General features: G+C 46.8%; 26 protein-coding genes and 1 tRNA gene. 10 read left to right on the top strand and 17 right to left on the bottom strand.

The features are described 5' to 3' along the window. Positions 1-15 precede the first annotated feature (15 nt). Both G499_RS0109195 and G499_RS19395 read right to left on the bottom strand, forming a co-directional pair. Positions 16-1,533 carry an outer membrane protein assembly factor BamB family protein gene (locus G499_RS0109195; protein ID WP_026999699.1) on the bottom strand — a complete coding sequence of 506 codons (1,518 nt, stop codon included), beginning with the start codon at positions 1,531-1,533 and terminating at the stop codon, positions 16-18. A gap of 37 nt (positions 1,534-1,570) precedes the next feature. Continuing rightward, on the bottom strand, positions 1,571-2,197 hold the full coding sequence (locus G499_RS19395; RefSeq protein ID WP_211231605.1) for a DUF7935 family protein: 627 nt from the start codon (positions 2,195-2,197) through the stop codon (positions 1,571-1,573). A gap of 83 nt (positions 2,198-2,280) precedes the next feature. Here G499_RS19395 and G499_RS0109185 point away from each other — a divergent pair, with 83 nt between their 5' ends. Beyond that, positions 2,281-2,577 carry a HesB/IscA family protein gene (locus G499_RS0109185; protein WP_026999698.1) on the top strand — a complete coding sequence of 99 codons (297 nt, stop codon included), beginning with the start codon at positions 2,281-2,283 and terminating at the stop codon, positions 2,575-2,577. A gap of 10 nt (positions 2,578-2,587) precedes the next feature. Here G499_RS0109185 and G499_RS0109180 read toward each other — a convergent pair whose 3' ends face one another. Further along, entirely contained in the window at positions 2,588-3,415 is an 828-nt protein-coding gene (locus G499_RS0109180; protein WP_026999697.1) for a transglutaminase-like domain-containing protein, read from the bottom strand. A 622-nt stretch (positions 3,416-4,037) separates the two neighbouring features. Here G499_RS0109180 and G499_RS0109175 point away from each other — a divergent pair. Beyond that, entirely contained in the window at positions 4,038-4,901 is an 864-nt protein-coding gene (locus G499_RS0109175) for a glycosyltransferase family protein (RefSeq protein WP_026999696.1), read from the top strand. Between the two features lie 195 nt (positions 4,902-5,096). On the opposite strand, the gene G499_RS19390 is transcribed toward G499_RS0109175, so the two are convergent. Together G499_RS19390 and guaA are read right to left on the bottom strand one after the other, a co-directional pair. Continuing rightward, positions 5,097-5,729, bottom strand: a complete 633-nt coding sequence (locus tag G499_RS19390) for a leucine-rich repeat domain-containing protein (RefSeq protein WP_051296122.1) — start codon at positions 5,727-5,729, stop codon at positions 5,097-5,099. Between the two features lie 204 nt (positions 5,730-5,933). Next, positions 5,934-7,463, bottom strand: a complete 1,530-nt coding sequence (gene guaA, locus G499_RS0109165; RefSeq protein WP_026999695.1) for a glutamine-hydrolyzing GMP synthase — start codon at positions 7,461-7,463, stop codon at positions 5,934-5,936. 295 nt (positions 7,464-7,758) lie between these two features. On the opposite strand from guaA, the gene G499_RS0109160 reads away from it, so the two are divergent. Both G499_RS0109160 and G499_RS0109155 read left to right on the top strand, forming a co-directional pair. Continuing rightward, on the top strand, positions 7,759-8,316 hold the full coding sequence (locus G499_RS0109160) for a SiaB family protein kinase (RefSeq protein ID WP_026999694.1): 558 nt from the start codon (positions 7,759-7,761) through the stop codon (positions 8,314-8,316). A 24-nt stretch (positions 8,317-8,340) separates the two neighbouring features. Continuing rightward, positions 8,341-8,718, top strand: coding sequence for a DUF1987 domain-containing protein (locus tag G499_RS0109155; RefSeq protein WP_026999693.1), 378 nt, complete (start codon positions 8,341-8,343; stop codon positions 8,716-8,718). A gap of 159 nt (positions 8,719-8,877) precedes the next feature. On the opposite strand, the gene G499_RS0109150 is transcribed toward G499_RS0109155, so the two are convergent. Beyond that, positions 8,878-9,315 (bottom strand): peptidylprolyl isomerase, encoded by a 438-nt coding sequence (locus tag G499_RS0109150; protein WP_026999692.1) that lies wholly within the window; start codon positions 9,313-9,315, stop codon positions 8,878-8,880. A gap of 266 nt (positions 9,316-9,581) precedes the next feature. Between G499_RS0109150 and pheA the strand changes: the two genes are divergently transcribed. Continuing rightward, complete coding sequence (pheA, locus tag G499_RS0109145; protein ID WP_026999691.1) at positions 9,582-10,658, top strand: prephenate dehydratase; 1,077 nt, start codon at positions 9,582-9,584, stop codon at positions 10,656-10,658. Here the strand turns inward: pheA and G499_RS0109140 are convergent. Continuing rightward, complete coding sequence (locus G499_RS0109140) at positions 10,650-11,039, bottom strand: hypothetical protein (protein ID WP_161627723.1); 390 nt, start codon at positions 11,037-11,039, stop codon at positions 10,650-10,652. The two genes, pheA and G499_RS0109140, sit on opposite strands and share 9 nt — an antisense overlap. Positions 11,040-11,377: 338 nt before the next feature. Here G499_RS0109140 and G499_RS0109135 point away from each other — a divergent pair, with 338 nt between their 5' ends. Continuing rightward, positions 11,378-11,737 carry an MmcQ/YjbR family DNA-binding protein gene (locus G499_RS0109135; RefSeq protein ID WP_026999689.1) on the top strand — a complete coding sequence of 120 codons (360 nt, stop codon included), beginning with the start codon at positions 11,378-11,380 and terminating at the stop codon, positions 11,735-11,737. Between the two features lie 40 nt (positions 11,738-11,777). Then, entirely contained in the window at positions 11,778-11,990 is a 213-nt protein-coding gene (locus G499_RS0109130; RefSeq protein ID WP_026999688.1) for a PD-(D/E)XK nuclease family transposase, read from the top strand. A 310-nt stretch (positions 11,991-12,300) separates the two neighbouring features. On the opposite strand, the gene G499_RS0109125 is transcribed toward G499_RS0109130, so the two are convergent. From G499_RS0109125 to rsfS, 10 genes are all read right to left on the bottom strand, one after another. Beyond that, entirely contained in the window at positions 12,301-12,867 is a 567-nt protein-coding gene (locus G499_RS0109125; protein ID WP_026999687.1) for an anthranilate synthase component II, read from the bottom strand. Positions 12,868-12,885: 18 nt separating this feature from the next. Continuing rightward, positions 12,886-14,307: an anthranilate synthase component I family protein gene (locus G499_RS0109120; RefSeq protein ID WP_026999686.1), complete on the bottom strand. Its 1,422-nt coding sequence runs from the start codon at positions 14,305-14,307 to the stop codon at positions 12,886-12,888. Between the two features lie 257 nt (positions 14,308-14,564). Continuing rightward, a tRNA-Ile gene (locus G499_RS0109115) sits at positions 14,565-14,641 on the bottom strand. Between the two features lie 185 nt (positions 14,642-14,826). Continuing rightward, a complete protein-coding gene (locus tag G499_RS19385; RefSeq protein ID WP_051296121.1) occupies positions 14,827-15,513 on the bottom strand; it encodes a hypothetical protein in 687 nt (228 codons plus the stop codon). Positions 15,514-15,799: 286 nt separating this feature from the next. Then, positions 15,800-16,621: an outer membrane beta-barrel protein gene (locus tag G499_RS0109105; protein WP_026999685.1), complete on the bottom strand. Its 822-nt coding sequence runs from the start codon at positions 16,619-16,621 to the stop codon at positions 15,800-15,802. Between the two features lie 380 nt (positions 16,622-17,001). Then, positions 17,002-18,288 carry a citrate synthase gene (locus G499_RS0109100; RefSeq protein WP_026999684.1) on the bottom strand — a complete coding sequence of 429 codons (1,287 nt, stop codon included), beginning with the start codon at positions 18,286-18,288 and terminating at the stop codon, positions 17,002-17,004. A 293-nt stretch (positions 18,289-18,581) separates the two neighbouring features. Further along, positions 18,582-19,403 (bottom strand): UDP-2,3-diacylglucosamine diphosphatase, encoded by an 822-nt coding sequence (locus G499_RS0109095; protein WP_245576719.1) that lies wholly within the window; start codon positions 19,401-19,403, stop codon positions 18,582-18,584. Then, a complete protein-coding gene (locus G499_RS0109090; RefSeq protein ID WP_026999682.1) occupies positions 19,393-20,034 on the bottom strand; it encodes a LutC/YkgG family protein in 642 nt (213 codons plus the stop codon). The genes G499_RS0109095 and G499_RS0109090 overlap by 11 nt, the downstream gene beginning before the upstream one ends. Further along, positions 20,034-22,064: an ATP-dependent zinc metalloprotease FtsH gene (gene ftsH / locus G499_RS0109085; protein ID WP_026999681.1), complete on the bottom strand. Its 2,031-nt coding sequence runs from the start codon at positions 22,062-22,064 to the stop codon at positions 20,034-20,036. The genes G499_RS0109090 and ftsH overlap by 1 nt, the downstream gene beginning before the upstream one ends. Positions 22,065-22,124: 60 nt before the next feature. After that, positions 22,125-22,505: a ribosome silencing factor gene (gene rsfS / locus G499_RS0109080; protein WP_026999680.1), complete on the bottom strand. Its 381-nt coding sequence runs from the start codon at positions 22,503-22,505 to the stop codon at positions 22,125-22,127. A 40-nt stretch (positions 22,506-22,545) separates the two neighbouring features. Between rsfS and G499_RS0109075 the strand changes: the two genes are divergently transcribed. The 3 genes from G499_RS0109075 (at position 22,546) to G499_RS0109060 (ending at position 26,996) form a co-directional block, all read left to right on the top strand. Further along, positions 22,546-23,304 carry a biotin--[acetyl-CoA-carboxylase] ligase gene (locus G499_RS0109075; protein ID WP_026999679.1) on the top strand — a complete coding sequence of 253 codons (759 nt, stop codon included), beginning with the start codon at positions 22,546-22,548 and terminating at the stop codon, positions 23,302-23,304. A 150-nt stretch (positions 23,305-23,454) separates the two neighbouring features. After that, positions 23,455-24,513: a PorP/SprF family type IX secretion system membrane protein gene (locus G499_RS0109070; protein WP_026999678.1), complete on the top strand. Its 1,059-nt coding sequence runs from the start codon at positions 23,455-23,457 to the stop codon at positions 24,511-24,513. A gap of 263 nt (positions 24,514-24,776) precedes the next feature. Beyond that, the gene (locus G499_RS0109060) at positions 24,777-26,996 is read left to right on the top strand and encodes a PP2C family protein-serine/threonine phosphatase (protein ID WP_026999676.1); all 2,220 of its coding nucleotides are present in this window, start codon (positions 24,777-24,779) and stop codon (positions 26,994-26,996) included. The last annotated feature ends 2 nt before the right edge of the window (positions 26,997-26,998 follow it).

Here is a 26,998-nt window from a genome sequence, read left to right as displayed (position 1 = left end):
TATAATCATCCAATGTTATGGCCAAGAAGCCTCCCATTTGCCCCCTTCCAGCTCTAGGGAGTAGAGGCGTTGGAAGGTAATCAGCACCCTGTCAGGCAACCACAGTACTCCCAGCCATTCTTTTTGTTGTTCATTGCTAGATATCATTCCGGTGTAGGTATTTAGGGCTTGGCCACTACGCCAGTCCAGCTTCTGGAGCTTGACCTGTCCCTTTTCGGGCCCCTCTTGCAAGACATACAGAAACCCGCCTACGCTCTGAAAAGACCATTTCAAGCCTTCGGGTTGCTCGCTGATAGGGGCATTGGCGCGGACATAGTTGTTGGCATCAAGGGCGTAGTTCCAAATACGTTGACCATTTTGGACATTCAAACACCAAAGTTGGCCATAACTATCGTTTTGGAGATGTCGGGCTTTGACCAACAACATCCCGCTCACCTCCTGTAATGGCACAAGGCCATAGGTATCTGATTCGGCCAACTGCATCATCTGCCCATTGCGTGCATTGAAGCGTAGGAGCGCATGACGGCCTTCCATCTCTACACCCACATACAAAAACCGCTCTTGTACCACTGCCGCCAACACAGAGGTGTAGCGATGGAAGGTACGCACACGGCTTTTAGCCGGCAGTTTAGCCTCCCACTGTTGCTTTGTTCCGATGATGCGCCAGCAAGAAATTTCTTGTATCTCATCTTGACTATCAATAAGATAGACAAAATCTTTGAAAGGGTCAAAAAGCCATTGATACAGGGTAGCCGCCTTGCCTTTGGGCAAAGCCGGAGTAATGGCACGGGCTAGGCTGCCATCGCCAATATAGTGAAAGAAGACGGTGGTCTTGCCCTCGCGTATGTCCTGAAAAGCAAGGGTGTTTTTGACTAGCTCAAACCCTTGTTTGGCGGCAGGGGTATGCTGAATTTGCTGCTGCCATTGGACTTGCCCTGTATTGATATTGAAGGCCTTGAGTGCGCCATCTTGCGTAAGAACAAAAAGCGTCTCGCGCTCCAAGGTAAAACACTGCGTGCAAGCAGGGTCAATGCTTTGGCTCAGGTTCAGCTCCCACACTTGAGAGCCATCTGTGCGGCGAATCGATTGGAGCTTACGGTCAGCAATAATAAACAAGGCATCGGCACTGCCTGCCACCCTCAAACCTGCCAACTGATGTACATTGGCGTATCGCAATGGCTCTTGCCAAGCAATCTCGTATTGCGCGGCCTTTTTGTGGGTCAACAAAATAGGCAGTAGGCCATCATCAGGGGTTTGGTAGACCTTCTTAATCACCTCTGTTACAGGCGATGCCGTTACTTGGGAATGCAACAAGAGTATCTCCCGCTCTCCATTGCGTTGGGTAGAGGGCGGTAGTAGAATGGCACTGCCCCAAACTTGGGTGGGGCTTTGTCGGATGTATTTGTTGATATATGTCGAAAACCTACCGAAGTTGAAGTCGTTAGGAATCCAAAGCCAAGCTGCCAAAAGCAAGGCCAACATCGACAGGAGTATTTGGAGGCCGCCGGTACAGCCTACTTTTTCGCTGCTCATAAAGAGAGGGTATCAAAAAAATGGATTGTATAAACCACTAGGCCTTGGCTACGGCCTCCTGCGGAGAAGGCGTTTCTCCGGGTTGGTGAACACCGTTGGCAGAGGTGCGGGTAGCGGCAGGAATGTAGTATTGACGTAACTCTTCTTTCAGGGCTTCAAGCGCTTCTTGCGTAGGGTATACCCCTAGCTGGCTGGTGTTTTCAAATATACGTTTGGCCAACACCAAGGAGTCTGCCTCTTCGTCTACACCATTCATAGAGTTATTGATTAAGAAGATAATTTCTTCCATCCCCTTCTTAATCAGCAGCCACACTTCACTGCTCATATAGACTTGCTGGGAGAGGTTGTGGGCAAATTCGGCTCTGATTTCTTGGTTGAGCAAATACTGCAAAGCGCCGGCAGTAAGGCCTGGCTGGTTGATGCGGGGGATGAGCTGTGAAGGCGAAATACGCTCCAAAAACAGGGCCATCCGCTCATAAGCTTGCAAGCGTGTTGCCAAAAGCGTATCATTGCTTTTGAGCAAGAGTTCGGTTTGTTTAAGGCGTAGCTCGGTCTGGGTTTTTTCTAGCTCTTGTTGGATAAAAGATTTGACCGTCAAGTACATCGCATAGAGCACCAAGGCGGCTGGCAGGGTTATTTTGAGGAGTTCTAAGAGAAATTCCATCGTTTTATGGCTATTGGGTCGTGTCTGAAGCGTAGTTGCTGTATTTTTGCAAATTCAAAGGTAATAAAAAAATTGGTTTTCTGATGTCTCACACAAACATTTCGCTCGTACAGCTCACCCCCTCGGCCATTGCTCAAGTACATCTGCTGATGGCTCAAAAGCAACTTGACTCTAGCTACGGACTGCGCCTGACTGCTAATAGCCACAGCGGATGTGCGCCCGAGTTAGGACTGGGCTTTGACCGACCCAAGGAGCAGGACTTGGTATTCGAATTGGACGGCCTGAGGGTAATGCTCCAAAAAACTGCTGCCTTACACCTAGCTGGCAAAACCCTAGACTACCAAGAACAAGACGGACAGGCGGGGTTTTTGTTTTTGTAAACTACCAACGCTAAAAGATGTCTAACAACTGCCTGATTTCGTCTACGCGGTGGGCTTCGCCGAGCTTCTCAAACGAGATACTAAGGTTGCGCAACACCCGACGGATGATGTCGATGTGAGTGCAAGGTTCATAAAAAGTATCTGATGGCGCTAGGTTGAGCTGCGCCACATACTGATCTATGTCAGCCTTGGCAAATACAATCCCCTTGTTGAAGACATTGATATAAAACTGGGTGTCGGGCGATTTGTAAGTCAACACAAAGAGGTTGGGCAGATTGACCCCATACACTGGCATCCGCAGCTGATTGGCCACCAACATATACACCGTACAGAGTGAGATTGGGTTGCCCCTGCGCGCCTCCAACACATTGTTTATCATTGAGTTGGAAGGAGCGTGATAGTTTTGGGTATTGGCTACAAAGTTGAATTTGCCAAAAAACACATTGTTGAGGTTCTTGATTTGGTCGAAGGGGCTGGCATACGTACGGTGGCTCATCCACACTTCATAGTAGATTTTTTCGACCTCCTTCCGTATGCGTGCTAGGGGCAAATCAGGATACTGGTAAGTCGCCACTAGCCATATCCCCTTGAGCAGGTCGTCGCTCTCATTGTCGAGCCATTCGCGCAGCCTGGTTTTCAGTAGGTTAAACTGTAGATTGTGTAACAGGTCTTCGATACGTTTCTGCACATTGGCGTTGAAATTGCTCTCCCACTCTGTTTCGAGGAAGGGAATCATCACTTCGCCCATCGCCATAATCTTCTGCTCTACGTGGCTGCGTATTTCAAAATCGTCGTCTTCTAACAACGATACGAGTGCCTTGATTTCGTTGTTGTTCATCAGGGTGTCGGGGTTTTAGCATTCTCAGCAGCGGGGAGTTGTGCCCAATGACTTTGCGTATAACCCCCCAAAGCGCGCCTTTGTTTGGAAGGCAAGATACCGATTTTATGTGGCTAATGGAAATCAAAACCTCAAAACTAATCCAATATAACTTACTTGTTTTGGTTTTTGACACCATGCCAAAAAGAAAAAACATCCAACCATAACATTGCTCAACAAAACATTGTTGATGAGGATTTTCAACAACTGCGAAGGTCGTCTTAAGCTTGTTTACTGAGACGACATACCCATTAAGTATCGAAATAGCGCTATATGCTAAATCACAGCTGAAATAGAATCTTCAGCTATTTATGTTATTTATGTGTTTTTTACAAATCCTTGTATCTTCTGCTTGGGGGGGTAATTGACATAAAATAACATACACGATATCAATACATTGATAACTAGCTCACAACACATCAATTATTTGAGTGCTAAACCCTTGATGTATCTACAGTGGAGATGATAATTTTTATATTTTTCCGTATCTTTACCACAAATATGTCGTAATCTGTTCACAAGTTCTTATTGTAAAACCCGTCATTGTAGTAAGTTTAATTCGTTACAAAACACCAAAATCTATATGAATGTTGTTGGATTTACTTTTGTGCGTAATGCCGTAAAACTAGGATATCCAATTGATGCTGCTATTCGGTCAATTCTTCCACTTTGTGATAAAGTGATTGTCTTAGCAGGTAATTCTGAGGATGACACAAATATTTTGCTAGAACATATAGCCTCGGATAAAATCGAAATATACCATTCTGTTTGGGATGACTCTCTGCGTAAAGGAGGGCAGGTACTGGCACAAGAAACAGACAAAGCATTGGCTCTTGTTCCCAAAGATACTGATTGGGCTATATACATCCAAGCAGATGAGGTACTGCCTGAAAAATATCACAAGAATTTGTTAAACACTATGTTACGCTATAAAGATGCGCCAGAGGTTGATGGGTTACTCTTCGATTACCTACATTTCTATGGTTCTTATAAATACATTGCAGACTCTAGACAATGGTATCGTCATGAGGTGCGTGTGATACGCCCCGGGCGCGGTATTTATGCTTATAGAGATGCGCAAGGGTTCAGAAAAGGTCGTAATCAGAAACTACGTGTTCGACACAGTAATGCTTTCATTTATCACTATGGTTGGGTTCGTGAGCCTCAGAAACAACAAGCAAAACAACATGCCTTTCATCGTCTATATAACAGCTCTGAATACACATCTCAGAACCAAGCTTTTGATTATAGTCACATTGACTCTTTAAAACTTTTTACTGAATCTCATCCAGTAGTAATGCAAAAATATATTCAACAGGCTGACTGGGATTTTACCCATGATATTAGCAAAAAAAACTATACATTACGTGTTTGGTTTCTGATGTGGATTGAACGCCTTACGGGGTGGCGTATTGGGGAGTACCGCAACTTCAGGCGCTTGCGATAGTTAGGGAGAATGCAAAAAACAACCTCCCTTATTCTTATTTTCAAGAAATTAATAGTCAACTACTTAGCACAGCTAACAATTGAGCATTACTATACCCAACCAAAACTGGTTTGGGAAATATGTGCGCCTAGAGTCCTTGAGAATCAAGAAAATCAAAGCCTGTCAATTGTCAAATCTTGTAAATCTTGGTGTAATTTACTCCATAATAATCTTTAGGCCATCCTTGCTTTCGAGGCTTTCGGGTATGTGGTCAATTTGGTTTTCGTACAAATCCAATAGTTGGAGTTGTGGAATTAGGGCTAACGCTTCTGGAATCTCTTCGAGGTCATTCCAACTCAAGTACAGCTCTTGGAGTTTTTGAAGTTTGGCTATTGCTTCCGGAATTTCTTCTATATTGTTGTAGCTCAAGTCTAAGATCCGCAGCTTTTGAAGCAGCTGGATATCTTCCCCCAATTGTGCGAGTTCATTTTCGTTGAGGTGTAGCTCTTCGAGCAAGGTTAGTTGAAAGATGGCTGCCGGAATACCCCTGAGCTGATTTTCTCCCAATCTCAATACCTTTAGTTGTGTACATTTGCCCAAGCTTTCGGGTAAGTGCTCTAACGCATTGGCGTTTAAGATAAGGGTATGCAAGTTGGTCAACAGCCCCAAGTTTTCGGGCAATGTTGTCAGGTGATTGTGGCTCAAGTCGAGCACTTCGAGCTGAGTAAGGGCAAAAAGCGCTTCTGGTAGGCTATCTAGCTTGAGCCAAGAAAGGTTGAGGTTGTGTGAGGCACTTTGACGGGCTTCTTCAATACGTTGATGGGCTTTTTCTAGCGCTTGTGTGTCCATATAATCAGGCTTTTGAGGTGGATGGTCTAGGTGGTATTGGTGATAAGAACAGGGTTGCAGAAATAAAGTTCAAAATACAAAAAATCTACTCTTTGTGCTACTTTCTAGAAACAATATTTCCTGTAGTGATTGGGAGATGTAGCAAAACTCCCCTGCTATTGATGGTTCAACAACAGGGGAGCGTATTTAGGCTGTAGGGCTTGCTTATTCCCACTCGATAGTGGCTGGTGGTTTGGAGGAGATATCATATACGACACGGTTGACTCCCTTCACACGGTTGATGATATCATTGGAAATCTGCGCGAGCAGCTCATAAGGGATATGCACCCAGTCGGCAGTCATTCCGTCTTGGCTAGTAACGGCGCGCAAAGCGACTACCTGTTCATAGGTACGCTCATCGCCCATTACACCCACGCTGTGTGCGTTGAGCAAGATAGCCCCTGCCTGCCAGATTTGGTCATACCATCCGCTTTGGCGCAGGTGGTTGATATAAATCGCGTCGGCATCTTGTAAAATACGGACTTTGTCGGGGGTGATGTCTCCCAAAATACGGATAGCCAAGCCCGGCCCCGGGAAGGGGTGGCGATTGAGGATAAAATCAGGCAAGCCCAATGCTTTGCCCACTCTGCGCACTTCATCCTTGAACAACATTCGCAGCGGCTCTACAATCTTGAGCTTCATCTTTTCGGGCAGCCCACCTACGTTGTGGTGTGATTTGATGGTAACCGAAGGGCCATTGACCGACACCGACTCAATCACGTCAGGGTAGATTGTCCCTTGCCCCAACCACTTGATATCGGGCAGCAAATTGGCTTCATCCTGAAAGACATCAATGAAAGTCTTGCCGATGGCTTTGCGCTTGGCCTCTGGGTCAGAAAGCCCTTTGAGGGCTGTATAAAATTCTTCTTTGGCATCGACAGCGATGAGGTTGAGGCCGAGATTTTGGTAAGAGGCCACTACTTGATCAAACTCATCTTTGCGCAGCAGGCCGTTATCTACAAACACACAGTACAGGTTTTGGCCAATGGCCTGATGTAGCAACATCGCCGCCACCGACGAATCAACCCCGCCTGAAAGCCCCAACACTACTTTGTCACTCCCCAGTTGTTGGCGCAGTTGGGCTACAGTTTCTTCTACAAACGAGGCTGGTGTCCAGTTGGGCTCGCAGCCACAAATCCCAATGACAAAGTTGCGCAAAAGCTGCAAGCCTTCTGTAGTATGGGTTACTTCGGGGTGAAACTGAATGCCATACACCGGTCTGTCTTTGAGCGCATACGCGCCATTGGCAATGCTTTCTGTGCCAGCAAGACGCTCGATATTTTCAGGCAGGGCAGTAATGGTATCGCTATGGCTCATCCAAACCTGTGTTGGCATAGCCAAGCCCTCAAACAACGGACTCGTTGCAGCCAAATGCAGCTTGGCACGGCCATACTCGCGGTGCTCCGAAGGCGCTACCGTGCCTCCTAGCTTTTTGGCTATCAACTGCGCCCCATAACATACGCCCAACACCGGCACTTTCCCTTCGAGTACTTCCGGCAAAATATCCGGAGCACCTTCCTGCCTTACTGAACAGGGGCTTCCCGACAGGATAATGCCCTTCACCTCCCGCCAATAATCCGGCAGTTGGTTAAAAGGGTGTATTTCGCAATAAACATTCAGTTCGCGTACACGGCGGGCTATCAGTTGGGTGTACTGAGAGCCAAAGTCTAAAATAAGGAGTTGAGGAGCTGTCATAATTTCTGAGGAACCAAAGGGTGTTGAGCGCTACCCGGTGGCAGCAATATTTTTGCAAAGTTGCTAAAATATAGGGGCTTTTCTACAAGTTAGACACAAAAAGATGTGGACATACTTGTTTCAAGCCGGTAAAAAACATTATCTTTCAGAAAAATTACTGTGGCATTGCTTTTGCACTTCAGATTCTATAAATTTGTCAGCAAAGCACACAATCTTTTCAAAATACCATTATTAAATGCCCTCCAAACACGTCTACTTTTTTTAGTCCCGATGGCTATCCAAACCTTATACCACAATGTCTATGATGTTAGATGTCTATGATTACTTCAAAAAAATGCAAGATGAGCAAATCATCCTGTATTTCAAGGGCGAGATTACTGATAGCCTCTTAACCTCTATCCTCCAACTCATTGACGATAAGCTCGACAAGGGAGCCGAAGATACCAAGGTCAAAAAAAAGGTGTTTAACATCCTTTTAGAGTGTTTGCAGAACATTTATAATTACTATCAACATCAAGACAACGACAACCCAAAGTACCTCTCTGCCGTACTAATGATTAAAAAAAGCCCAGAAGCTTACTATGTACTTACGGGCAACTATATGAAGGCCAATCGCATCGAAAAGTTGCAAACGCGCCTCGATCACGTCAACTCATTGGATAGCCAAGCACTCAAAGCGCTCTACAAAGAAGTCCTCGAAAATACCACCGAAGAGCCTACTTCTGATACCGGTGGCGCTGGTCTTGGGCTGATAGATATTGCGCGTAAATCAGGCGAAAAAATTGACTACCACTTTGATGTCATCGATGATGCGTACGCATTTTATAGCATACAAGTAAAAGTTGTTATTTAACAAACCATTAGCAATCTATTCTAAATGGAAAACATTCATATTGAAGGAACTGCACGCTCTCCATATGTGCATTTCAACGCAGAGACGGGTGAACTAGAAATTTCAGGTAGATCTATCCCCGAACACGCAATTAATTTTTATAAGCCGCTGCTCGACTGGCTAGAACAATATATGAACAATCCAAAGCTGCAAACCAAGATGGTTTTCAATTTGGAATATTTCAACACCGCCTCTTCTAAGTGTATCTTAGACTTGCTGCGCCAACTCGAAAAGGTACAAGAAACCAACAAAACCGAGGTCTCTGTCAAATGGTTTTATGATGATGGAGATGAGGATATGGAAGAATCTGGCAATGACTTCAAATCGTTGATTAACCTTAATATCGAACTACACTCTAAGTAGAACTTACCAGCCTAAGCCAAAACCTATAGTGCTTTTGTAAAAGCCCTATAGGTTTTTGTAACTGTATTTTTGCCCACTCCCTTAACAACAGGTTTGCCAACCTCTCATTAAGGGAGTTGTTGCTGACTTTATAGGTCTAAGTCGCGGTAGCATCATTTTTTAGCTGCGCTCAATCACAATTTTCTCGATTTTGTCGCCTTGCTTAATCTGGTCAACAATATCGATTCCATCTACTACCTTGCCAAAAACAGTATGTTTTCGATCAAGGTGCTGTGTGTTTTGGCGGTTATGGCAGATAAAAAACTGCGACCCTCCGGTGTTGCGCCCTGCGTGAGCCATCGAAAGCACGCCACGGTCGTGGTATTGGTTGTCGCCAGTAAGCTCACAGTCAATACGATAGCCCGGGCCTCCCCTTCCTGTACCCTCGGGGCATCCAGCCTGCACAACAAAGTTGGGAATAACACGATGGAAAGTCAGTTCATCATAAAATCCTGATTCAGAAAGCTTTACAAAGTTTTCTACTGTCTTAGGAGCATCTTTTTCAAAAAATGCCACTTCCATTACTCCGTAGGCCGTATGGATAGCTGCTTTAATCATAGTTATTAATAGTTTGTGGGTAAACAATCATTAATCAACAACAAAGCTACACTTTTTCGTTCAACTTCCGTCCGCTATGCTCTTGCTTTTGGTAAATGAACCTGACAAGCAAAACTCTATAAAGTACCATTGTTACTTGTATTAGCACAAACACGACGGTTAATTTGAATCACGCCCTCGTTTTTTGCTACACTTTGTTGCGCTTGCCTTTGGGTAAGTCTTACTTTGAAGCAATTTGTAGCCAAATATTTGATAGAGAGAAGCTAATGAAAACGCTCGAAGCCCTACGCCAAACCATAGACCAGATAGATGATCAATTGGTAGAGTTACTCAACCAACGGATGGAGGTAGTTCGCCAAGTAGGCGAACTAAAACGCACCAATAACGCCATTATCTATCGTCCTGAGCGCGAAAAAGACATTATCGACCGCCTGAGCGGTAAGCTTACAGCCAACGCGCCCCTCAACCGTGCGGCCATCGAAGCAGTATTTTTAGAAATATTTGCCGCCAGCCGCAACCTAGAACTGCCCGAAAAAGTAGCCTATCTTGGCCCTGAAGGCAGCTACACACACCAGGCCGCCGAAAGCCGCTTTGGCGTAATGAGCCAATATCTACCCTTACCTTCTATTAAATCTGTTTTTGAGAATGTCGTTACAGAAAGGGTTCGCTTTGGTGTCATCCCGATAGAAAACAACCAGGCTGGTGTAGTCGCTGAAAGCCTTGATGCACTCATGGAGCACGATGTCAAAATTGTTGCTGAAATTTTGCTGCCCATACATCATACTTTTGCCAGCCGCTACGACAACCTTAAAGACATTCGTTATATCTTCTCCAAAGACCAAGGTTTTTTGCAATGCCAGAAGTTTTTGGAAGAGTATTTCCCTCAGGCCAACGCAGAGCTGGTGCCAGTAGAATCAACCTCAAAAGCCGCTCAACTCGCTATGGAACGCGACAACAGCGCCGCAATCTGTGCTGCCATCGGCGCTAAGCTCTATCAGCTGCCTATCTTGTTTTATAACATCGAAGATAGCCCCAACAATCGTACACGGTTTTTGATTCTTAGTAAGGATTTCAACAACCAACCTAGTGGTCAAGATAAAACTACCATTGTCGCCCAGCTCCCCGACCAACCCGGCAGCCTAGCCTCTTTCTTGAGTGAGTTTGACAAGGCACGCATCAATCTTAGTAAAATTGAAAGCCGCCCGGCGCGTGAACAACATAAATTCAACTCTCGTTTTTATATCGAAATCGACGGCCACGCCGAGCAAGACAACTTAAAAGATATTCTGACACGCTACGCAGCCAATATACGCTGTCTTGGCAGTTATGTCAAGCTATGCTAAGAGGCATCCCTCCGGATATGACTCACACCAACCATCACACAAACGCTTGGCCAGAAACTGGGTCAGGCGCTTGTTCAGTTCTTGATGGTTTTGCTCATAAAACAACGCCTCTTCTTCGGTCAGCATCCCCCAAATCATCCCAAACAACATATACTTCAGGGGTTGATTACGGTTTAACATCTGTGTAATATAAGTTATACGGCTGCTGAGGGGTATTTTGGCCAAATCAGTATGCGTCCGTTTGAGATGCGCCTCAAAATATTGCATCAGCACCTCGTGCTGAAACTTGAGGATGGGGCGCAAAACATTGGTCTGGAAATGCGCCAACGCATGCTCTGCGCTAGGCACTTCTATAGGTAATTGGGGTCTTAATGCTTTCACCACAGAATCTCTATTGCTTAATGTTTCCAAAAATCTATTGTTTAGCGGTTTGGGTTTCAGACAAATACTTGTTTGATAACTCGTCCCAAAACGATTTGTTTCGAGATTTAGACCGCGATACTCGGCTTGCCGAATACCGTACTTTTGAATTCCCTTGTAAGCACCTAAGTAACTCTATACGTAATAAATAAGGTGTTTTTGAATATATCTGGACTCTCAACATAGCCATTGCCGGCTCGTTTGGCTGGCATCTGAGGGGAGGCGGATGGGGTTTAGCTCAAATTTTTGTATCTTTCTACTTCCGACGATTTCTCCCTAACCCAAGTTGCTTGCCGCTTATGAATATAGAAGAGTTTAGAAACTACTGCCTAGCCTTTCCCGAAACAAGTGAAAGCCTCCCTTTTGATGAGAATACCCTCGTTTTCAAGGTGTTTGATAAAATGTTTGCCGCAACTGACCTCAACGAATTTGAGAGTATCAACCTCAAATGTGATCCCGAAAAAGCCCTTGAACTACGCGAAATGTATGAGGCTATACAGCCGGGTTATCACATGAGCAAACGACATTGGAATACCATCCTGATGAATGGAGAACTCACCGACGATGAAATACGACATTGGATACGACACTCCTACGAACTTGTAGTAGACAAGCTACCCCGAAGGCAGCGAGAACTGCTCAATTGGTCAAAAACCTAAACTACTGCCCAAACCCTACATCTCCCTAACCTCCCACACAATGGCTCACGCTTCATCCATAGGGCGCTGTATTGACCTCTTTACTGATTTCGGATTCAAGCGTATCTTTGATACCGAACGCAACAAAGATTTACTGACTGATTTCCTCAATAACCTGCTTGCCAATGAGTTGCCATCTGTAAAAGCCCTAAACTACCGCGACAAAGAAAAATCAGGTAAACACTATAGTTCAGACTGCCCAAAAAGCGATTAGAGAAGGATTGGATGAGCATATTATCCAACAACTCACCGGGTTGGCAATAGAGACCATACAACAACTGCGAAAAAAATAAACCATCAATAACCCTAAGCCGACACCAGTTTATGAAATAACGCTGGCTTCAGGATAGTAAGAAATCTTATTTTTTAACCCACGGCTTCACCCGTGGGTTTTTTTATACTCAACCACAATTGGTTTGGGAAATATGTGTGCTGAAAATCCTTGATAATCAAGAAAATCAAACCCTGTACATCCTTAAATCTCGTGCGTCTTGATATAAATGAGCCAATAGTGGGAGAGGCGCTTAGATTCCCAACCAATTGGCCAGCATTTCTCGTCCGTGGGCGGTCATCACCGACTCAGGGTGAAATTGCACGCCACGCACATCATATCGGGTATGAGCCAAGGCCATTACGTGGCCGCGCTCATCCGTTGCGGTGATGCGCAGGCTTTCGGGTAGACTTCCTGCTTCTACAACCCAAGAATGATAGTGGCCGATGGAGAGTTGCTCAGGCAAGCCGGCAAAAAGCGGCTCTGAAGTATCTGTGATGTGCATCGTAGAACTGATGCCATGCAAGACTTCGGGCAAATTGTGAAGTTGGGCACCAAACGCCTCTCCGATGGCCTGATGGCCTAGGCATACGCCCAAGATGCTTTTCTGAGCAGCATACGCTTCGATGATTTGCGGCATCAACCCTGCTTCGGAGGGGATGCCCGGCCCCGGCGAAAGCAGGATTTTATCATAAGCTGCCACTGCCTCCAAGGGCAGTTTGTTGTTGCGGAACACCTCAGGGCTATGCCCTAGTTCGCGCAAAAGATGTACGAGATTGTACACAAAAGAGTCGTAGTTGTCGAGTACTAAAATTTTCATATTGATTTCTCAAAGGGATTAGCGGATATTTTGCGCTTCTTGAAGGGCAGTACGCAGGGCGCGAAGCTTGTTATGCACTTCTTCTAGCTCATTCTCAGGAACAGACTTAGAAACAACCCCCGCGCCGGCCTGATAATGCAGCCGGTTGCCTTGGCTCAAGAATGAACGAATCATAATAGCGTGGTTGAGCTCTCCCTCGAAGCTCATAAAGCCAATAGCGCCGCCATAATACCCTCGGTTCGAAGGCTCGTAGCGGTTTATCAGGGTCAGGGCTCGGTGTTTGGGAGCGCCGGAGAGCGTGCCGGCGGGAAAAGTATCGGCAAATAACTGTAAGGCCGCTGTTTGTGGTGGGATATGTGCCGTTACCTTCGACACCAAGTGGATGAGGTGTGAGTAATACTGGATTTCTTTGAAGGTCTCGACCTGTACCTGACTGCCATTGCGGCTGAGGTCGTTGCGGGCTAAGTCTACGAGCATCACGTGCTCAGCGTTTTCTTTTTCATCGGCGGCGAGTAGGCGGGCTAGCTCTGCGTCGGACTCGTCGTTGCCGGTACGTTTGAACGTCCCCGCGATGGGGTGTATCTCGGCCTTTTGCCCTTTGACCACCAGCTGCGCTTCGGGCGAAGAGCCAAAAATCTTGAAGCTACCATAGTCAAAATAAAACAAGTAGGGCGAGGGGTTGATGGAGCGCAGCGCTCGGTACACATTAAACTCGTCTCCTTTGAAAGCTTGCGAAAAGCGCCTAGAGAGCACTATCTGAAACACATCGCCCCGCTTACAGTGTTGTTGCCCCTGAGCAATCATCTTCAGAAAGTGGGCATCGTCCATATTGGCCTGTTCTTCGCCAACACAGCTGAAGCTGTAGGCAGGTACATTTTTGTTGTGTAGGAGCGCCTCGATGACCTCTAACCCATTGGTAACCCCGGGCAGCTCCGGGCAGCTATGCTCAAAGAGATATAGCTCGTTTTTGAAGTGGTTGATGGCAATTACATAGCCGTAGAGGTGATAACGCATCTCCGGAATGTGAGTGTCGGCATTGCTTGGGCGCTGAATCGAAACTTCTTCAAAATACTGGACAGCATCGTATGTCGTATAGCCAAACACCCCCTGGGTGATGAAATGGAAGGGCAGCTTTTCGGCCTCAAAGCTGTCCAAAAAAGTTTGCAAAGCCCCGATAGCCTCTTGGGGTTGTGTTAGCTGACGCTGGATATTTTGGCCATTGGCGTAACTATACGTAACCTTTCCTTGGCTGAGACTAAAGCCTGCCATTGGTGCGAAGCAAATATAGGAAAAGGTGTTTTCGGCTCCGTGGTAGTCCGAGCTTTCGAGCAAGATGGCATTGGGAAACTTGTCGCGCACCTTGAGATAGATACTCACCGGCGTCAGTGTGTCAGCCAGCAAGCGTTTGTGTTGGGTTTGGAGTTGGTAGCGTGGGAGCATTGTGTTGGGTAGAAATAGGTGATAAGAAGTGTTTTGGGGAAGCTGTAATCAAGTTTGGACAACAAAAAAAGCTCACTGCCGAGGCAATGAGCTTTGTAAGTTTTTGGGAGTACACAAACACACCTGTCGGTGTGCTGCTTTCCTCACCGTACATACGCAGGTCTTTCGGCAGCAGTCAGGTCTTGACCGCGCCACCAACTTCCTGAAGTATGTAGTATTGTTTGAGGCATTTGTATTAGTCTGTTTGGCTAACAGCTTGGTGGACCCAGCTGGGCTCGAACCAGCGACCCTCTGATTATGAGTCAGATGCTCTAACCGACTGAGCTATGGGTCCGGAGGCTTTCGAAAATCAGGTGTTTCCAAAAGCGATTGCAATATTACAGAGTTCTAATGAACTATCCAAGCTTTTGCCTAGATTTTATACCAAGATTCACTTGATTTGAGGGTTTGTAAGGGTTAATTTTCTTGGGTCTCAAGGATTTTCAAATACATTTCCCAAACCAGTTTTGATTGGGCCTATTATGCTTCATCTTCTCCAGTAAGGCGTGGATAATCGTGCCATTTGCCATTCCAGTCATAAAATTCTAGGCCATAGAAGCGTTTTTTGTAGTCATAATGTGAAGACTCACGGTACGCATACCCTAGGTAGACATAATCCATTTGATGGGCAAGGGAAAACTCTATCTCGGCCAAGAGTGTGTGTAAGCCGGGGCTGAGCTGGCCATAGGCCGGGTCAAACATAGCGTATACACTAGAGCTGGCCTTGTTGCCCTTATCAAAAAAGCTGACTGCATACATCCGCCCTTCCCTCAACAAACAACACTCCAACATCGGGGCTGGGATTTGTGAGGGGTCTTGGCCCAAGAAATCGTGGATAGAATCGGGGACATTGTCTTCAAACCGATGAATGTGTTTGAAAAACATTTCGTATTTAGCGTCATCAATATGTGCTGTCCGTATCAGTACTTCGCTGGCGGCTTGTCGTTTGAGCAGCTTTTGTTGGCTCTTAGAAAAACGGAACTTGTGGAGATTGATACGCAGCGGCAAGATAGGGACTTTCTGACCGCGATGAAACCCAAACTTATCCCGGAAAAAAAAGCTGCCAAAATGCCGCCATCCATCTGCCCACAAGATGTCGAGATAGTGTGGCGACACCTTGTTCAGCTCCATATACAACCAAGAGTTTTCCTCCATGGGCATCTGCATAGTGCTATCTATTTAATGGGTGTAGGTTTAGCATAGCTTTGCGGGCGATGCGGCCACCTATCGATACCTTCCCGCTAAAACCTTGCAAATTTATTTTTACCAAAGATAAAAAACTCCGCGTTCAAACAATACCTCGAAGGCTTTTTTTGAGTGTTTCCTCCATAAGCCTACGCTTCTTTGTCTTTGAACTGATTTGGCACGTTTTTGTTACTATTTTTTTAACGCAACAAAGCACCCCCAAGGGGTGCTTTGTATGGTTGTTTGTATTACTAGCGTTATCGCTCGCTTACATACCAAGCTTGAAAAGACGCTTGCTTACAGTGAGCGATGTGATGCCCAAGAAGCCTTTGATGTCTTTGTTTTCGTATACACCCGTGATGGCTGGCACGCTATAGCGCAAGTCTACACCCAAACCACCTACAGGTAAGTTGACACCTACACCTACCTCAACGCCTACGATGAAGCTCAAGACCTGACGGTTGGGGTCCAATGTAGGTTGTGTAAGATCGTCTGTACGAGTTTCGCTAAAAGCTAATTGTAATTGATTATTTTGGGCAGCTAGAGCACCAGTAGCTCCAACATATTCATAATCTGCTTTTTGCTCCGCGCTGCTCAAAAACAGAAAATTAGGGCCTAAGTAGGCACGTACCAATCCACCGGCAAAGCTTTTACCGAAGTGCAAAGGAATATTGAAACCGGCTGCATTAGTAGTAGATTCTACTCCTGCAAATCGAATTTCACTGGCTACATTGCCTACACCCTGTACAGGTACGACAGTGGTAAACGCAAAAGGCGCATCTACTTTTTGGTTTAATTGGATTCTTACATAGTCCACCTCAGCCTGAACAAAGAAACCCAAGGGGAGTGTTAAACGTCCATAAACACCGGCTACAAAACCAGTGCCTGCCCCATTACCACTGTTATTAAGTGCGGGGATACCAAAAGGAAGTGGGTTAGGAGCCAGTACCTGAACTCCTTGAGCGGCTGGCAGCTCAGTTCTGCCGCTGGTAAAAGTACCGCCAGCGCGGATGCCTAGTTCGATGCCTTGCGCCCATACAGTGGCTGAAGTAGCGAAGAAGAGGGCTGCTGCAAATAGTAGTTTTTTCATAGCAATGTAGTGTGTAATTGAAATTTAAGAGGGTTTAACGATTAGTTCTCGTGTGGTAATCAATGGCGAAAATACGTAAATCTCCAATAGATGCAAAGATTTTGAGTCAAAATACAGCAAATTACTCAGCTAGCCGAGCTTTGGTTTTGAGCGAATTTCTTGGATAACTTCAAAAATATCTATCAAAAAAATAAAATAGGCACACATACCTATTCTATTTGTACAAAAAGCTTGCTAGAGTGAAATTTTTGTGTCAATATGTCCAATGTGTACCATTATGGCCTATTGAGTCTGGTTTTGGTATAGCTATTTTAGAAAAAAACCGCCGGCGCAAAAGCTTGCGGGGCGGTTTGTACGGGAAAAATTAATGTATCAGACAACTAGCGTTGCTCCATCGGAACATAATCACGCTTGGTATGCCCAGTGTAAATCTGACGAGGGCGACCGATAGGCTGCTTGTCAGTGCGCATTTCGAGCCACTGCGCAATCCAGCCTGGTAGGCGGCCAAGCGCAAACATTACCGTAAACATATTGGTCGGAATACCAATGGCTTTGTAGATAATGCCTGAATAGAAGTCTACGTTCGGATAAAGCTTTTTCTCTACGAAGTAGGGGTCATTGAGGGCGCGCTCTTCGAGTTTTTTAGCAATTTCGAGCAAGGGATCATTTACTCCTAGCTTGTTCAATACATTGTCGCAGGCTACTTTGATGATTTTGGCGCGGGGGTCGAAGTTTTTGTACACACGGTGTCCGAAGCCCATTAGGCGGAAGCCGCTATTTTTGTCTTTGGCCTTTTCGATAAACTTATCTACGTTGCCACCATCTTGGTGAATGGCCTCCAACATTTCGAGCACCTCTTGGTTAGCTCCGCCGTGTAGAGGGCCCCATAGTGAGCTGATACCACCTGATACGGCAGAGTACAAGCTTACTTGTGAAGAACCTACCAAGCGTACTGTTGAAGCAGAGCAGTTTTGCTCGTGATCGGCATGCAGGATCAGCAGCTTGTCTAGCGCATCTACCACCACTGGGTCTGGGGTATACTCTTCTACCGGCAGGCTGAACATCATATACAAGAAGTTCTCGATGTAGTTGAACTTGTTCTGCGGATAGTTTACGGGGTGTCCGTTAGAGTTTTTGTACGCCCAAGCGGCCAGTGTTGGCATTTTGGCAATCAGGCGGGCGATACGTAAGTTGATGGCATCAGGGTCGAGGTTAGGGTCAATCGCGCCAGGGTAGAAAGTAGCCAAGGCAGAAGCCAGAGCAGCCATTACGCCCATCGGGTGTGCATTGACAGGGAAGCCGTCAAAAATTTTGCGCATATCCTCATTGACCAAGGTACGGCGACGGATGCCGCGTTCAAACACTTCAAACTGCTCCTTCGTAGGTAGCTCCCCGTGAATCAAGAGGTAAGCTACTTCCAAAAATGTAGATTTCTCGGCTAATTGCTCGATAGGGTAGCCACGGTAGTGCAGGATTCCTTGTTCTCCGTCCAAGAACGTAACGGCACTTGTAGTAGAGCCTGTGTTTTTGTAGCCTGTATCTAGGGTGATATAGCCTGTCATATCACGAAGCTTGGTGATATCGATGGCGTGCTCTCCCTCAGTACCTACAATTACTGGCAATTGGTATGTTTTCCCGTCTAAGGTGAGTTCAGCAAATTTAGACATATACTTGAGAGTTTAGATTTACACTAAGTACTGATGTGTGTTAAGTATTGATTGCCAAAACGTTATGCGGTTTTAGCGCCAACAAGCAAAACGAAACTTAAACTACCAGCGAATTTATGCAAAAATAAGGTCATTCAAAACCCTTGGGCTGTACTTTTTGAGCGAGCGGTCAAAAAAAGTATGATATCCCAAGATTTACCTGATTGGCGGGTTTGCTGGATTTGATTTTCTTGAGGCTCAATGGTTTTGAGCGCATCTACTTTCCAAGTAAAATATCACTGATTTTCAGAGATTTAAGAGGCTACTGACACGGGTTCAAAAGTCTGCAAATGTACTTGTTGGCCGTCATAGCTAGCATAGGTATAATGGTGCAGCCATTCGCCCAAGTTGATATAGCGGCTTTGTGTGCCTACGGGCAAGTCAAGGGGCAAGTGCCGATGCCCGAAGATGTACCAATCGTGGGGGTTGGTTTGTTCTAAGCTGCGGCAATACTGCCAGAGCCATTCTTTTTCGCCCATAAATTGCTCTTCTCCTTTTTTCTGATTTCGGGCGCGGCTGCTTCTCGACCAAAAGAGGGCCAAGCCCACTCCCCAGTCGGGATGTACAAGCCGCGAAAAGAGCCATCGTGCCAATCGGTTTTCAAATACCCTTTTGAGCAACTTGTAGGTATAGTCGCCCGGCCCTAAGCCGTCGCCGTGGCCGATGTATAGTTTTTGGTTGGCGATATGGAGGCTTTGTGGCTGACGATAAACGGGTATGCCCAGTTCCTCCCAGAAGTAGCGTTGCATCCACATATCGTGGTTGCCAGTAAAAAAAGCGATGGGGATTCCGGCATCACTCAACTCGGCCAGTTTCCCTTGGAAGCGCACAAAGCCTTTAGGGATAACGTGGCGGTATTCGTACCAAAAATCAAAAATATCTCCCACCAACACAATAGCAGCAGCTTCGGGGCGGATTTGCTCCAACCAATCGATAATATCCAACTCGCGGCGGCGGCTTTTATCCGCATTAGGTGCGCCCAAGTGGAAGTCAGAGGCAAAAAAAAGCCGCTTTCCGGTATTCATCTTCGGAAAATGCGGCGCTAAAAAAGATTGGAGCGAGATATCAGGACTCATCAATGAGAAAGAGTGTCAGTTCTTTGGGGCCGTGTGCGCCCAATACCAAGGTTTTTTCAATGTCTGCCGTTTGGCTGGGCCCACTGATGACCGAAAGCATCGAGGGGAAGTTGGGAGTATATTGTTCCTGTACGAAGGTCAGCGCTTCTTTGAGGTCGGGTTGGATTTGGGAAGTAAACGCCACCACAATATGTGCCGGAGGATAGATACTCAGCCGCCGCCCTGCCTGCTGGCGAGAGGAGACCAAGATGCTGCCTGTGCGGGCGGCTAGGGCTTCGCAAAGTGTGATGCTTACTTCAGACTGCAATAGCAGCGCTTCGTCTTTTTGGTAGGGCAATTGTGCCACATCCATCAGTTTTTGCAAATATTCTTCCCATACAAACACGTGTTCATAAGCCTTTTCTTGCAAGTAGCGTTTGAGTGTCAGCAGGGCTTCTTCGATGCTTTGACAAAAGAAGAAAGTGCTTTTGTTCTTCTTAAAATTTTCGGCAAAAGCGACATCCAAATACGGCGACACAGGGGGGATATATACCGAAGCCGAGAAGTCGGGCTTAGGCATCGGCTTCTCGGTTGGTTTCTGTAGCGCTTGTTGGATATTGCGCAATATCTGTTCGCGACTATTTTGGCTCATCAGGCAGCGTTTTCGTTGTCTGAGGGGGCTTCCTGTGTGGCCGTAACTTCGTTAGCAGGCGCAGCGGCTTCGGCCTCAGGGCTAGCCGCATTGGTGTAAGCCTGATAGGTAGTCTGGCGGTCAAAGGGGCGTTTGCCAATGAGGTTTTCCAAATCTGTTTGGAATAGTATCTCCTTGGAGAGCAGCTCTTGAGCTACCTTTTCGAGCGCCTCGCGGTGCTGGGTCAGGAGCGCCTTAGTGCGCTCATAGGCCGTATCTATCAATTTGCGTACCTCTTCGTCGATGGTTTGAGCCGTCGCATCAGAGTATGGTTTGTTGAACGAGTAGTCCGATTGTTTGGAGTCATAAAACGACACATTGCCTATCTTATCGTTCATTCCATAGATAGAGACCATACTATAGGCCATTTTGGTAATGCGCTCCAAGTCGCTGAGTGCACCGGTGGAGATTTTCCCAAACACAATGTCTTCGGCAGCGCGTCCGCCAAGAGTCATACACATTTCGTCCAAGAGTTGCTCTGTGGTATAGAGGAACTGCTCGCGGGGGAGGTATTGGGCATATCCCAAGGCGGCTACCCCACGGGGTACAATACTGACCTTGACCAAGGGGTCTGCGTGTTCTAAGAACCATCCGGCGACAGCGTGGCCTGCCTCGTGATAGGCTACGGTACGTTTCTCTTCGGGCAAGATGAGCTTGTTCTTCTTCTCCAATCCTCCAATCACACGGTCGATGGCATCTTGGAAATCTTGCATATCGATGGCCTTTTTGTCGCGTCGGGCGGCTATGAGGGCAGCCTCGTTACATACGTTGGCGATTTCGGCACCGGCAAACCCAGGGGTTTGGGCAGCTAATTTCTTAGCATCTACGCCTTCGGACTTACGCAAAGGCTTGAGGTGTACCTTGAAGATGGCCTCGCGTCCTACGATATCGGGCTTATCAATGCTGATTTGGCGGTCGAAGCGTCCTGGACGCATCAGGGCAGAGTCGAGTACATCAGGGCGGTTGGTAGCTGCTAGGATGATTACGCCGGTGTCGGTCGAGAATCCATCCATTTCTACCAAGAGAGAGTTGAGTGTATTTTCGCGCTCATCATTGGCACCGGGCATTGCGCCACGCCCACGAGATCGCCCGATGGCATCAATCTCATCGATGAATACAATACAAGGCGCTTTCTCTTTGGCTTGTTTGAACAAGTCTCTGACGCGAGCCGCACCCACTCCTACAAACATCTCCACAAAGTCAGAGCCTGAGAGCGAAAAGAAAGGGACATTGGCTTCGCCGGCTACAGCCTTGGCCAATAGGGTTTTGCCTGTGCCCGGAGGGCCTACAAGGAGTACCCCTTTGGGGATTTTGCCCCCTAGGTCGCGGTATTTTTCGGGGCTACGCAAAAAGTCTACTACTTCTTGAACCTCTTCCTTGGCCTCATCCAACCCGGCGACATCATTGAAAGTGATTTTGACGCGGTTTTCGGCATCAAAAAGTGTTGCCCGAGATTTGCCGATGTTGAAAATCTGCCCTCCGGGTCCACCTGCACCTGACATCCGGCGCATAATAATCCAGACTACAACAATCATCGAAATCAACAATGCCCAGTTGAGCAGTTGTAGCCCGATATCAGAGCGGCGTTCGGAGCGGAAGCCAATGCGTTTGTCTTCGGGGATTCCGGCCTCAGCCTGTACTTTTACGAAGCGGTCAGAGAAATTATCTGGGGAAATAATCCGGAACTTGAAATGTGGACCTCGCTCTGTGGGGAAAGGCGAGCGCTGCATCGTAAGGCGCGATTCGTATTCGGGCAGGGCAGCCGGCTTGAGTGTAACCTCTACTTCTTCGCGGTTGTAGACGACCACCTCTTGGATTTTCTCAGTGGCCAACATCTTGTGAAATTCGCGCTCTGTAATTTCTACGGCTGCTCCACTTTTACTAAAGTAGGTAACCCCGATAATGACTACGACAATGCTTACGATAATCCAAAGCTGGTAGCCCCCTCCACGCGGTGGGGGAACGGGTAGTTTTTTCTTATTATTGCTCATTTTATGCTAATACAGGTCGTTAGAGTATTCAAAACAAATTCGAGGTCGGGTTTGTTCGGTTTAGTCTTTTTCTGACTCGATGGCTGTGATGCGAGCGTCACCCCAAAGGTCTTCTAAGGCATAGAAAGCGCGGCGGTCGCTTCGGAACACATGTACCACCACGTTAGAATAGTCGATGATAATCCATTCGCCATTTTGGCGGCCTTCTTTGCGCCAAGGGTGCTCTCCGGTAGCTTTATAGATAGCATCTTCTACCGAATCAGCAATGGCATCGACTTGGTTGTGTGTGCCACCCGAACAAATCACAAAATAGTCGGCAACCGCTTGATGTACCTGCGTGAGGTCTAAGAGTAAAATATTTTTGCCCTTTTTCTCCTGCATCCCTTGTGCAGCCAACATCCCTATTTCCTTCGAATTTGTTGCCAATTTGGTTTGTTTCATTCTTTATCGTTAAATTTGAGGGTAAAACTACAAAAATTCTTTGAACAACGGCTCATTTGACACATTATTTGTAGGGAAGCGCCGATTTGTCCTGCCAGAGTGTCAGTCAACCAGCAGTACACTCCGCCAGTTGGCTTCCCAATCCGACCTACCCGAAGGGACTTTGGTCGTTACCCCTGTACAAACAGCAGGCCGAGGCCAGCAAGGTAATGGGTGGGAATCGGCTCCATATCAAAACCTGACTTTCTCTATCTTATTGAAACCCAAGTTTTTGGAGGCCTCCAGTCAATTCCAGCTCAGCATTGCTGTTTCGTTAGCCCTACAAGAAGTATTACAACAGTACTTGCCCCAAATGGTTTGTTATATCAAATGGCCTAATGATTTGTACGTAGAGGAACAAAAACTGTGCGGACTGTTGATTGAAAACAGCTTGAAGGGTAGCCGTATTGAGCAGTGTATTGTGGGTATAGGGCTTAATGTCAATCAGACCAATTTTGCGACAGCACCCCATGCGGGTTCTATCAAGCAGCTCAGCGGTCAGCAAGCCTATACTGAAGAAGTATTGGAGCGTCTCCTCAAAGCTATCGAACAACAATATCTTTTGCTACAGGCAGGGGCGGCGAGCCAACAAAGGGAGCGCTACTTGAGCCTATTGTATCGAAGGGAGCAAAAACATCTTTTCCGTACCGATGTTGTATGGGAAGGGACTATCATCGGGGTAGATGCTTATGGGCGCTTGCAGATTGAGCGCGAAGGAGCTATACAAACCTTTGGGGTCAAGGAAGTGGCCTTTGTATAGAATGCCGCAGGATACTAAAAGATTGTCAACATAATCTCCCAAACCTAGGTTTGTGGTGGTATACCCCAAGCCCTTGTACTGAATGGAAATTAGTTTGGGAAATTGATTTTCTACAAATCAAATAAACCTTGGTATAAATCTTTCCAACTTATGCACACTGATTTCCGCCGATTCCTTGTTGTAGTAGCCTGTATTTGGGGGAATATACTGCTCATCCCTAAGGGTTTGCAGGCCCAAGATCCGCAGTTTTCACAATATTACGCAGCACCTCTTTTTACCAATCCGGCATTTGCAGGTTCTACTCATCAGACTCGCTTGGGGCTAAACTATCGCAACCAGTGGACTAACCTCGAAACCAATTTTGTTACTTATTCGGGTGGGGTAGATGTGTTTTTAGAGCGTATCAACAGCGGCATTGGGCTGCTCATCACACAAGACATGACCGCCGCCAGCGGCGGGGTACAATCTACTGATATTGGGATACAATATGCTTATGAGTTGGCCATGAGCGACCGGTGGACGGCGCGCTTCGGGATGCAAGGAAGTTATGTGTTGCGCTCTAGCAGTTTTGCCGGGTTGCTCTTTGGGGATCAGTTTGTAGCCAATCAGCAAAATTTCGCCAACCCTACTGCCGAAGCCCTACCCGACGGCAACTTGGGCTATTTCAACCTTGCCGCTGGCGGGCTGGTCTATGATGAGTATTTCTGGATAGGCCTTTCGGCCCATAACCTTACCCGCCCCAACCAAACTATCGGCGCAGGACAAAACCGCCTGCCAATTCGCTACACCTTACAAGTAGGTCGCAAAATTGTATTTGAAAAGGCTGCCAACTGGCGCGACAAATACCGCCCTGGCTATAAAGAAATCAGCCTTACCCCTACGCTACTCTACAAACACCAAGGAGCATTTGACCAGCTCGACCTTGGCCTCTACTATACCTACAGCCCTATTGTGTTTGGGCTATGGTATCGAGGTTTGCTCTTCAAAGCACCCGAGGGCACGCTGCTGAACCAAGATGCCTTGGTCGGCTTGGTGGGAATGCGTGTTGGCGGACTGGCGTTAGGTTATAGTTATGACCTGACCATCTCGCGCCTCAGTCCCGCAACTGGTGGCACTCACGAGCTGTCACTGGTGTGGAATATCCCTAGTGCTGAGCGCCGAGGAGTCAAACCCAAAGTACGCAAAGGCAACCCCTGCCCTGATTTTTAGCCCTTAGCTACGGCCTGCACTGTAGCCCCAAAGCCGGTTATATCAAGTTGATTTGTCTGCTGGTGTTTTGCTAGCACCAACAGGGTGTGGGATTTGTTCGAATCACTCAAAAACCTTACATAATTAAGTTTTTTTATTTTAACGGAATATGCTTTATATTGCGTGCTACACCATCGGTGTGCTGTTATTTTGAAGCTTGTATCACATTTCGAGCTTCGAAATAACAGTCTCCTGACTATCTTGATGCTAAAATCACCGCTACCATGAGGCTCTACTACCATTATCTGATACTGATTAGCTTGTCTTGTTGGAGCTTTATGCCGCTGATGCTCTTTGGGCAATTTAAAGATACTCCTCCGGGTGCATACCAACTTTCGGAAGGCGCAGCCAACCTCAATACCCAATGGAGCTTCGTAGCTGAGCGCTTCGATACCACCTATGCTTCTACCAATGACCGACGCAAAATTGTGCGTTTTGGCCGCTTACCACAAGGAGTCCGTTGGGGGACTTTTCATTTGCGCGTTATCTTGCCCAAACACCAAGCCGAAGCCTATGCGCTGAGCCTACCCTATCTCCAAGGGGGCTATCGGCTCTATGTCAACGGGAAACTTTTGCATAGCTCAGGCCACGCTGCTACTGATATGGCAACAGAAGTACCGACATTCAGCATTCCTCAGATGCTACTATTACCCCGTGCCGATACCTTGGATTTTTGTTTGCAATACTCCAACCATCATTACTATTTTAGTGGCAGCCGCCGCCCTGTTTGGGTAGGCGAATACCAAGTAGTGGACAAAAATCGCAGGGCACGCCAGTTGGTAGAAATGTTTTTTTTGACAACGGTCTTGGTCATGGGTATCTACCACCTGATTCTCTACAGCCAACGCCGCATAGAGCGCCAAGCACTGCACTATGGCCTGCTTTGTCTGTCTATCGGTATCCAACTTTCGCTTTTGGGCGAGAGCCTCTTATTAGAGTTTGTTCCCTTGTTGTCTTGGGAAGCGGCACACAGCCTGAGGGTCATCAGCTTTAGCTTGGCCTTTTATCTAGGGTTGTTGTACTTACATGAGCTGTTTGCCTTTGAGGCCAAGCTGTGGATGGCCAAGGTCGTGTTGGTAGCTGTGGTTTTGATGATTGCCGCCTCCATCCTATTGCCCACACGCCATTCATCCCTGCTATTTTTGTATTTCCAATGGTTTTTGCTGGGAGGGTTTGTATATGTTTTTTGGCTTTCGGGTAGGGCTTGGTACTTCAAGCGCCCCTATGCCGGCCTGACAACCCTCGGCCTGGGAGTGCTGATTTCGGCCTATGTGATTGATTTCATCACCGTAGTATATGCCCCCTACTATGTATCAGTGTGGATTTTTTGGACTGCCTTGTTGGTATTTTTCTTTATCCAATCGTTTGTTTTGGCTAGGCGATTTTCAGATGCTTTTCAAATCATTGATGAAATTAGCCGTGAGCTACGCCTGCGCAATCAAACCTTGGAAGAGACCGTGCGCCAACGCACTGCCGAAATCAATGAAGCATATGACAAGCTTCAATATGCCAACCAAGAACTCACATTGGTAGCGCAAAAAGTGCAAGAAAAAAACCTGATTGTAGAGGAGCAAAATGTCCATATTGTAGACAGTATCAAGTATGCCAAACGCATCCAAAATGCGATATTGCCCAGGCTTGAAGACATTCAGGCACATCTACCCAACTCCTTTGTGTTTTTCCAACCCCGCGATATTGTCAGCGGCGATTTTTATTGGTTTGCTCAGAAGAAATACAAAGTAGTGTTGGCAGCAGTAGATTGTACCGGACACGGTATCCCGGGTGCGTTTATGAGCCTTATCGGCAATGATATTCTACATGAATTGGTCAACATACGCAACATTACCGAGCCGGATAAGATTTTGAACGAGCTCCGGACGAGCGTCCAGCGGGTATTGTCACAAGAGCATACCGGCAACCAAGATGGCATGGATATCGCCATCTGTACTATCGATACCTACCCAGTAGAGTATTACAGCCTGCTGGGTCTGCCCAAAATTCAGTATGCCGGTGCCTCGCACCCCTTGGTATATATCCAAAACAATGAGCTGCACCATATCAAGGGCGACCCAATCATTATTGGGGGCTTCAACAACTATGTCCAAAAAGACAGCTTCGACCTACACACCATCCAGCTCTCTGAGCCTACGAGCTTCTACATTTTTTCTGATGGATTCCAGGATCAATTTGGGCAAGTAGGCAGCCGCAGCAAAAAATTTGGCAGCCGCCGCCTGCGCGAGCTCCTACTCGAAATCCATCAGTATGATTTTGATGAACAGGCCAAGATACTAGAAAAAACCCTACGGGAATGGCAGGGTGATATCAAGCAGACGGATGATGTGCTCATCATTGGTTTTAAAGCCGGTAAGAAAATATCGCTGGAGGAGAGTGCGCGTATAGTCGATTTTGAACAAACACTCAACTTGGAGCAAGACAATGCCTAGCT

It is taken from the genome of Eisenibacter elegans DSM 3317, assembly GCF_000430505.1.
GTDB lineage: Bacteria > Bacteroidota > Bacteroidia > Cytophagales > Microscillaceae > Eisenibacter > Eisenibacter elegans.
This window is presented reverse-complemented; position numbering and strand designations above follow the sequence as displayed.

Excerpts from the sequence above, each read along its gene's own strand:
- G499_RS0109195 (WP_026999699.1), bottom strand. The coding sequence starts at position 1,533 with ATGAGCAGCGAAAAAGTAGGCTGTACCGGCGGCCTCCAAATACTCCTG.
- G499_RS19395 (WP_211231605.1), bottom strand. The coding sequence starts at position 2,197 with ATGGAATTTCTCTTAGAACTCCTCAAAATAACCCTGCCAGCCGCCTTG.
- G499_RS0109185 (WP_026999698.1), top strand. The coding sequence starts at position 2,281 with ATGTCTCACACAAACATTTCGCTCGTACAGCTCACCCCCTCGGCCATT.
- G499_RS0109180 (WP_026999697.1), bottom strand. The coding sequence starts at position 3,415 with ATGAACAACAACGAAATCAAGGCACTCGTATCGTTGTTAGAAGACGAC.
- G499_RS0109175 (WP_026999696.1), top strand. The coding sequence starts at position 4,038 with ATGAATGTTGTTGGATTTACTTTTGTGCGTAATGCCGTAAAACTAGGA.
- G499_RS19390 (WP_051296122.1), bottom strand. The coding sequence starts at position 5,729 with ATGGACACACAAGCGCTAGAAAAAGCCCATCAACGTATTGAAGAAGCC.
- guaA (WP_026999695.1), bottom strand. The coding sequence starts at position 7,463 with ATGACAGCTCCTCAACTCCTTATTTTAGACTTTGGCTCTCAGTACACC.
- G499_RS0109160 (WP_026999694.1), top strand. The coding sequence starts at position 7,759 with ATGTCTATGATGTTAGATGTCTATGATTACTTCAAAAAAATGCAAGAT.
- G499_RS0109155 (WP_026999693.1), top strand. The coding sequence starts at position 8,341 with ATGGAAAACATTCATATTGAAGGAACTGCACGCTCTCCATATGTGCAT.
- G499_RS0109150 (WP_026999692.1), bottom strand. The coding sequence starts at position 9,315 with ATGATTAAAGCAGCTATCCATACGGCCTACGGAGTAATGGAAGTGGCA.
- pheA (WP_026999691.1), top strand. The coding sequence starts at position 9,582 with ATGAAAACGCTCGAAGCCCTACGCCAAACCATAGACCAGATAGATGAT.
- G499_RS0109135 (WP_026999689.1), top strand. The coding sequence starts at position 11,378 with ATGAATATAGAAGAGTTTAGAAACTACTGCCTAGCCTTTCCCGAAACA.
- G499_RS0109130 (WP_026999688.1), top strand. The coding sequence starts at position 11,778 with ATGGCTCACGCTTCATCCATAGGGCGCTGTATTGACCTCTTTACTGAT.
- G499_RS0109125 (WP_026999687.1), bottom strand. The coding sequence starts at position 12,867 with ATGAAAATTTTAGTACTCGACAACTACGACTCTTTTGTGTACAATCTC.
- G499_RS0109120 (WP_026999686.1), bottom strand. The coding sequence starts at position 14,307 with ATGCTCCCACGCTACCAACTCCAAACCCAACACAAACGCTTGCTGGCT.
- G499_RS19385 (WP_051296121.1), bottom strand. The coding sequence starts at position 15,513 with ATGCAGATGCCCATGGAGGAAAACTCTTGGTTGTATATGGAGCTGAAC.
- G499_RS0109105 (WP_026999685.1), bottom strand. The coding sequence starts at position 16,621 with ATGAAAAAACTACTATTTGCAGCAGCCCTCTTCTTCGCTACTTCAGCC.
- G499_RS0109100 (WP_026999684.1), bottom strand. The coding sequence starts at position 18,288 with ATGTCTAAATTTGCTGAACTCACCTTAGACGGGAAAACATACCAATTG.
- G499_RS0109095 (WP_245576719.1), bottom strand. The coding sequence starts at position 19,403 with ATGAGTCCTGATATCTCGCTCCAATCTTTTTTAGCGCCGCATTTTCCG.
- G499_RS0109090 (WP_026999682.1), bottom strand. The coding sequence starts at position 20,034 with ATGAGCCAAAATAGTCGCGAACAGATATTGCGCAATATCCAACAAGCG.
- ftsH (WP_026999681.1), bottom strand. The coding sequence starts at position 22,064 with ATGAGCAATAATAAGAAAAAACTACCCGTTCCCCCACCGCGTGGAGGG.
- rsfS (WP_026999680.1), bottom strand. The coding sequence starts at position 22,505 with ATGAAACAAACCAAATTGGCAACAAATTCGAAGGAAATAGGGATGTTG.
- G499_RS0109070 (WP_026999678.1), top strand. The coding sequence starts at position 23,455 with ATGCACACTGATTTCCGCCGATTCCTTGTTGTAGTAGCCTGTATTTGG.
- G499_RS0109060 (WP_026999676.1), top strand. The coding sequence starts at position 24,777 with ATGAGGCTCTACTACCATTATCTGATACTGATTAGCTTGTCTTGTTGG.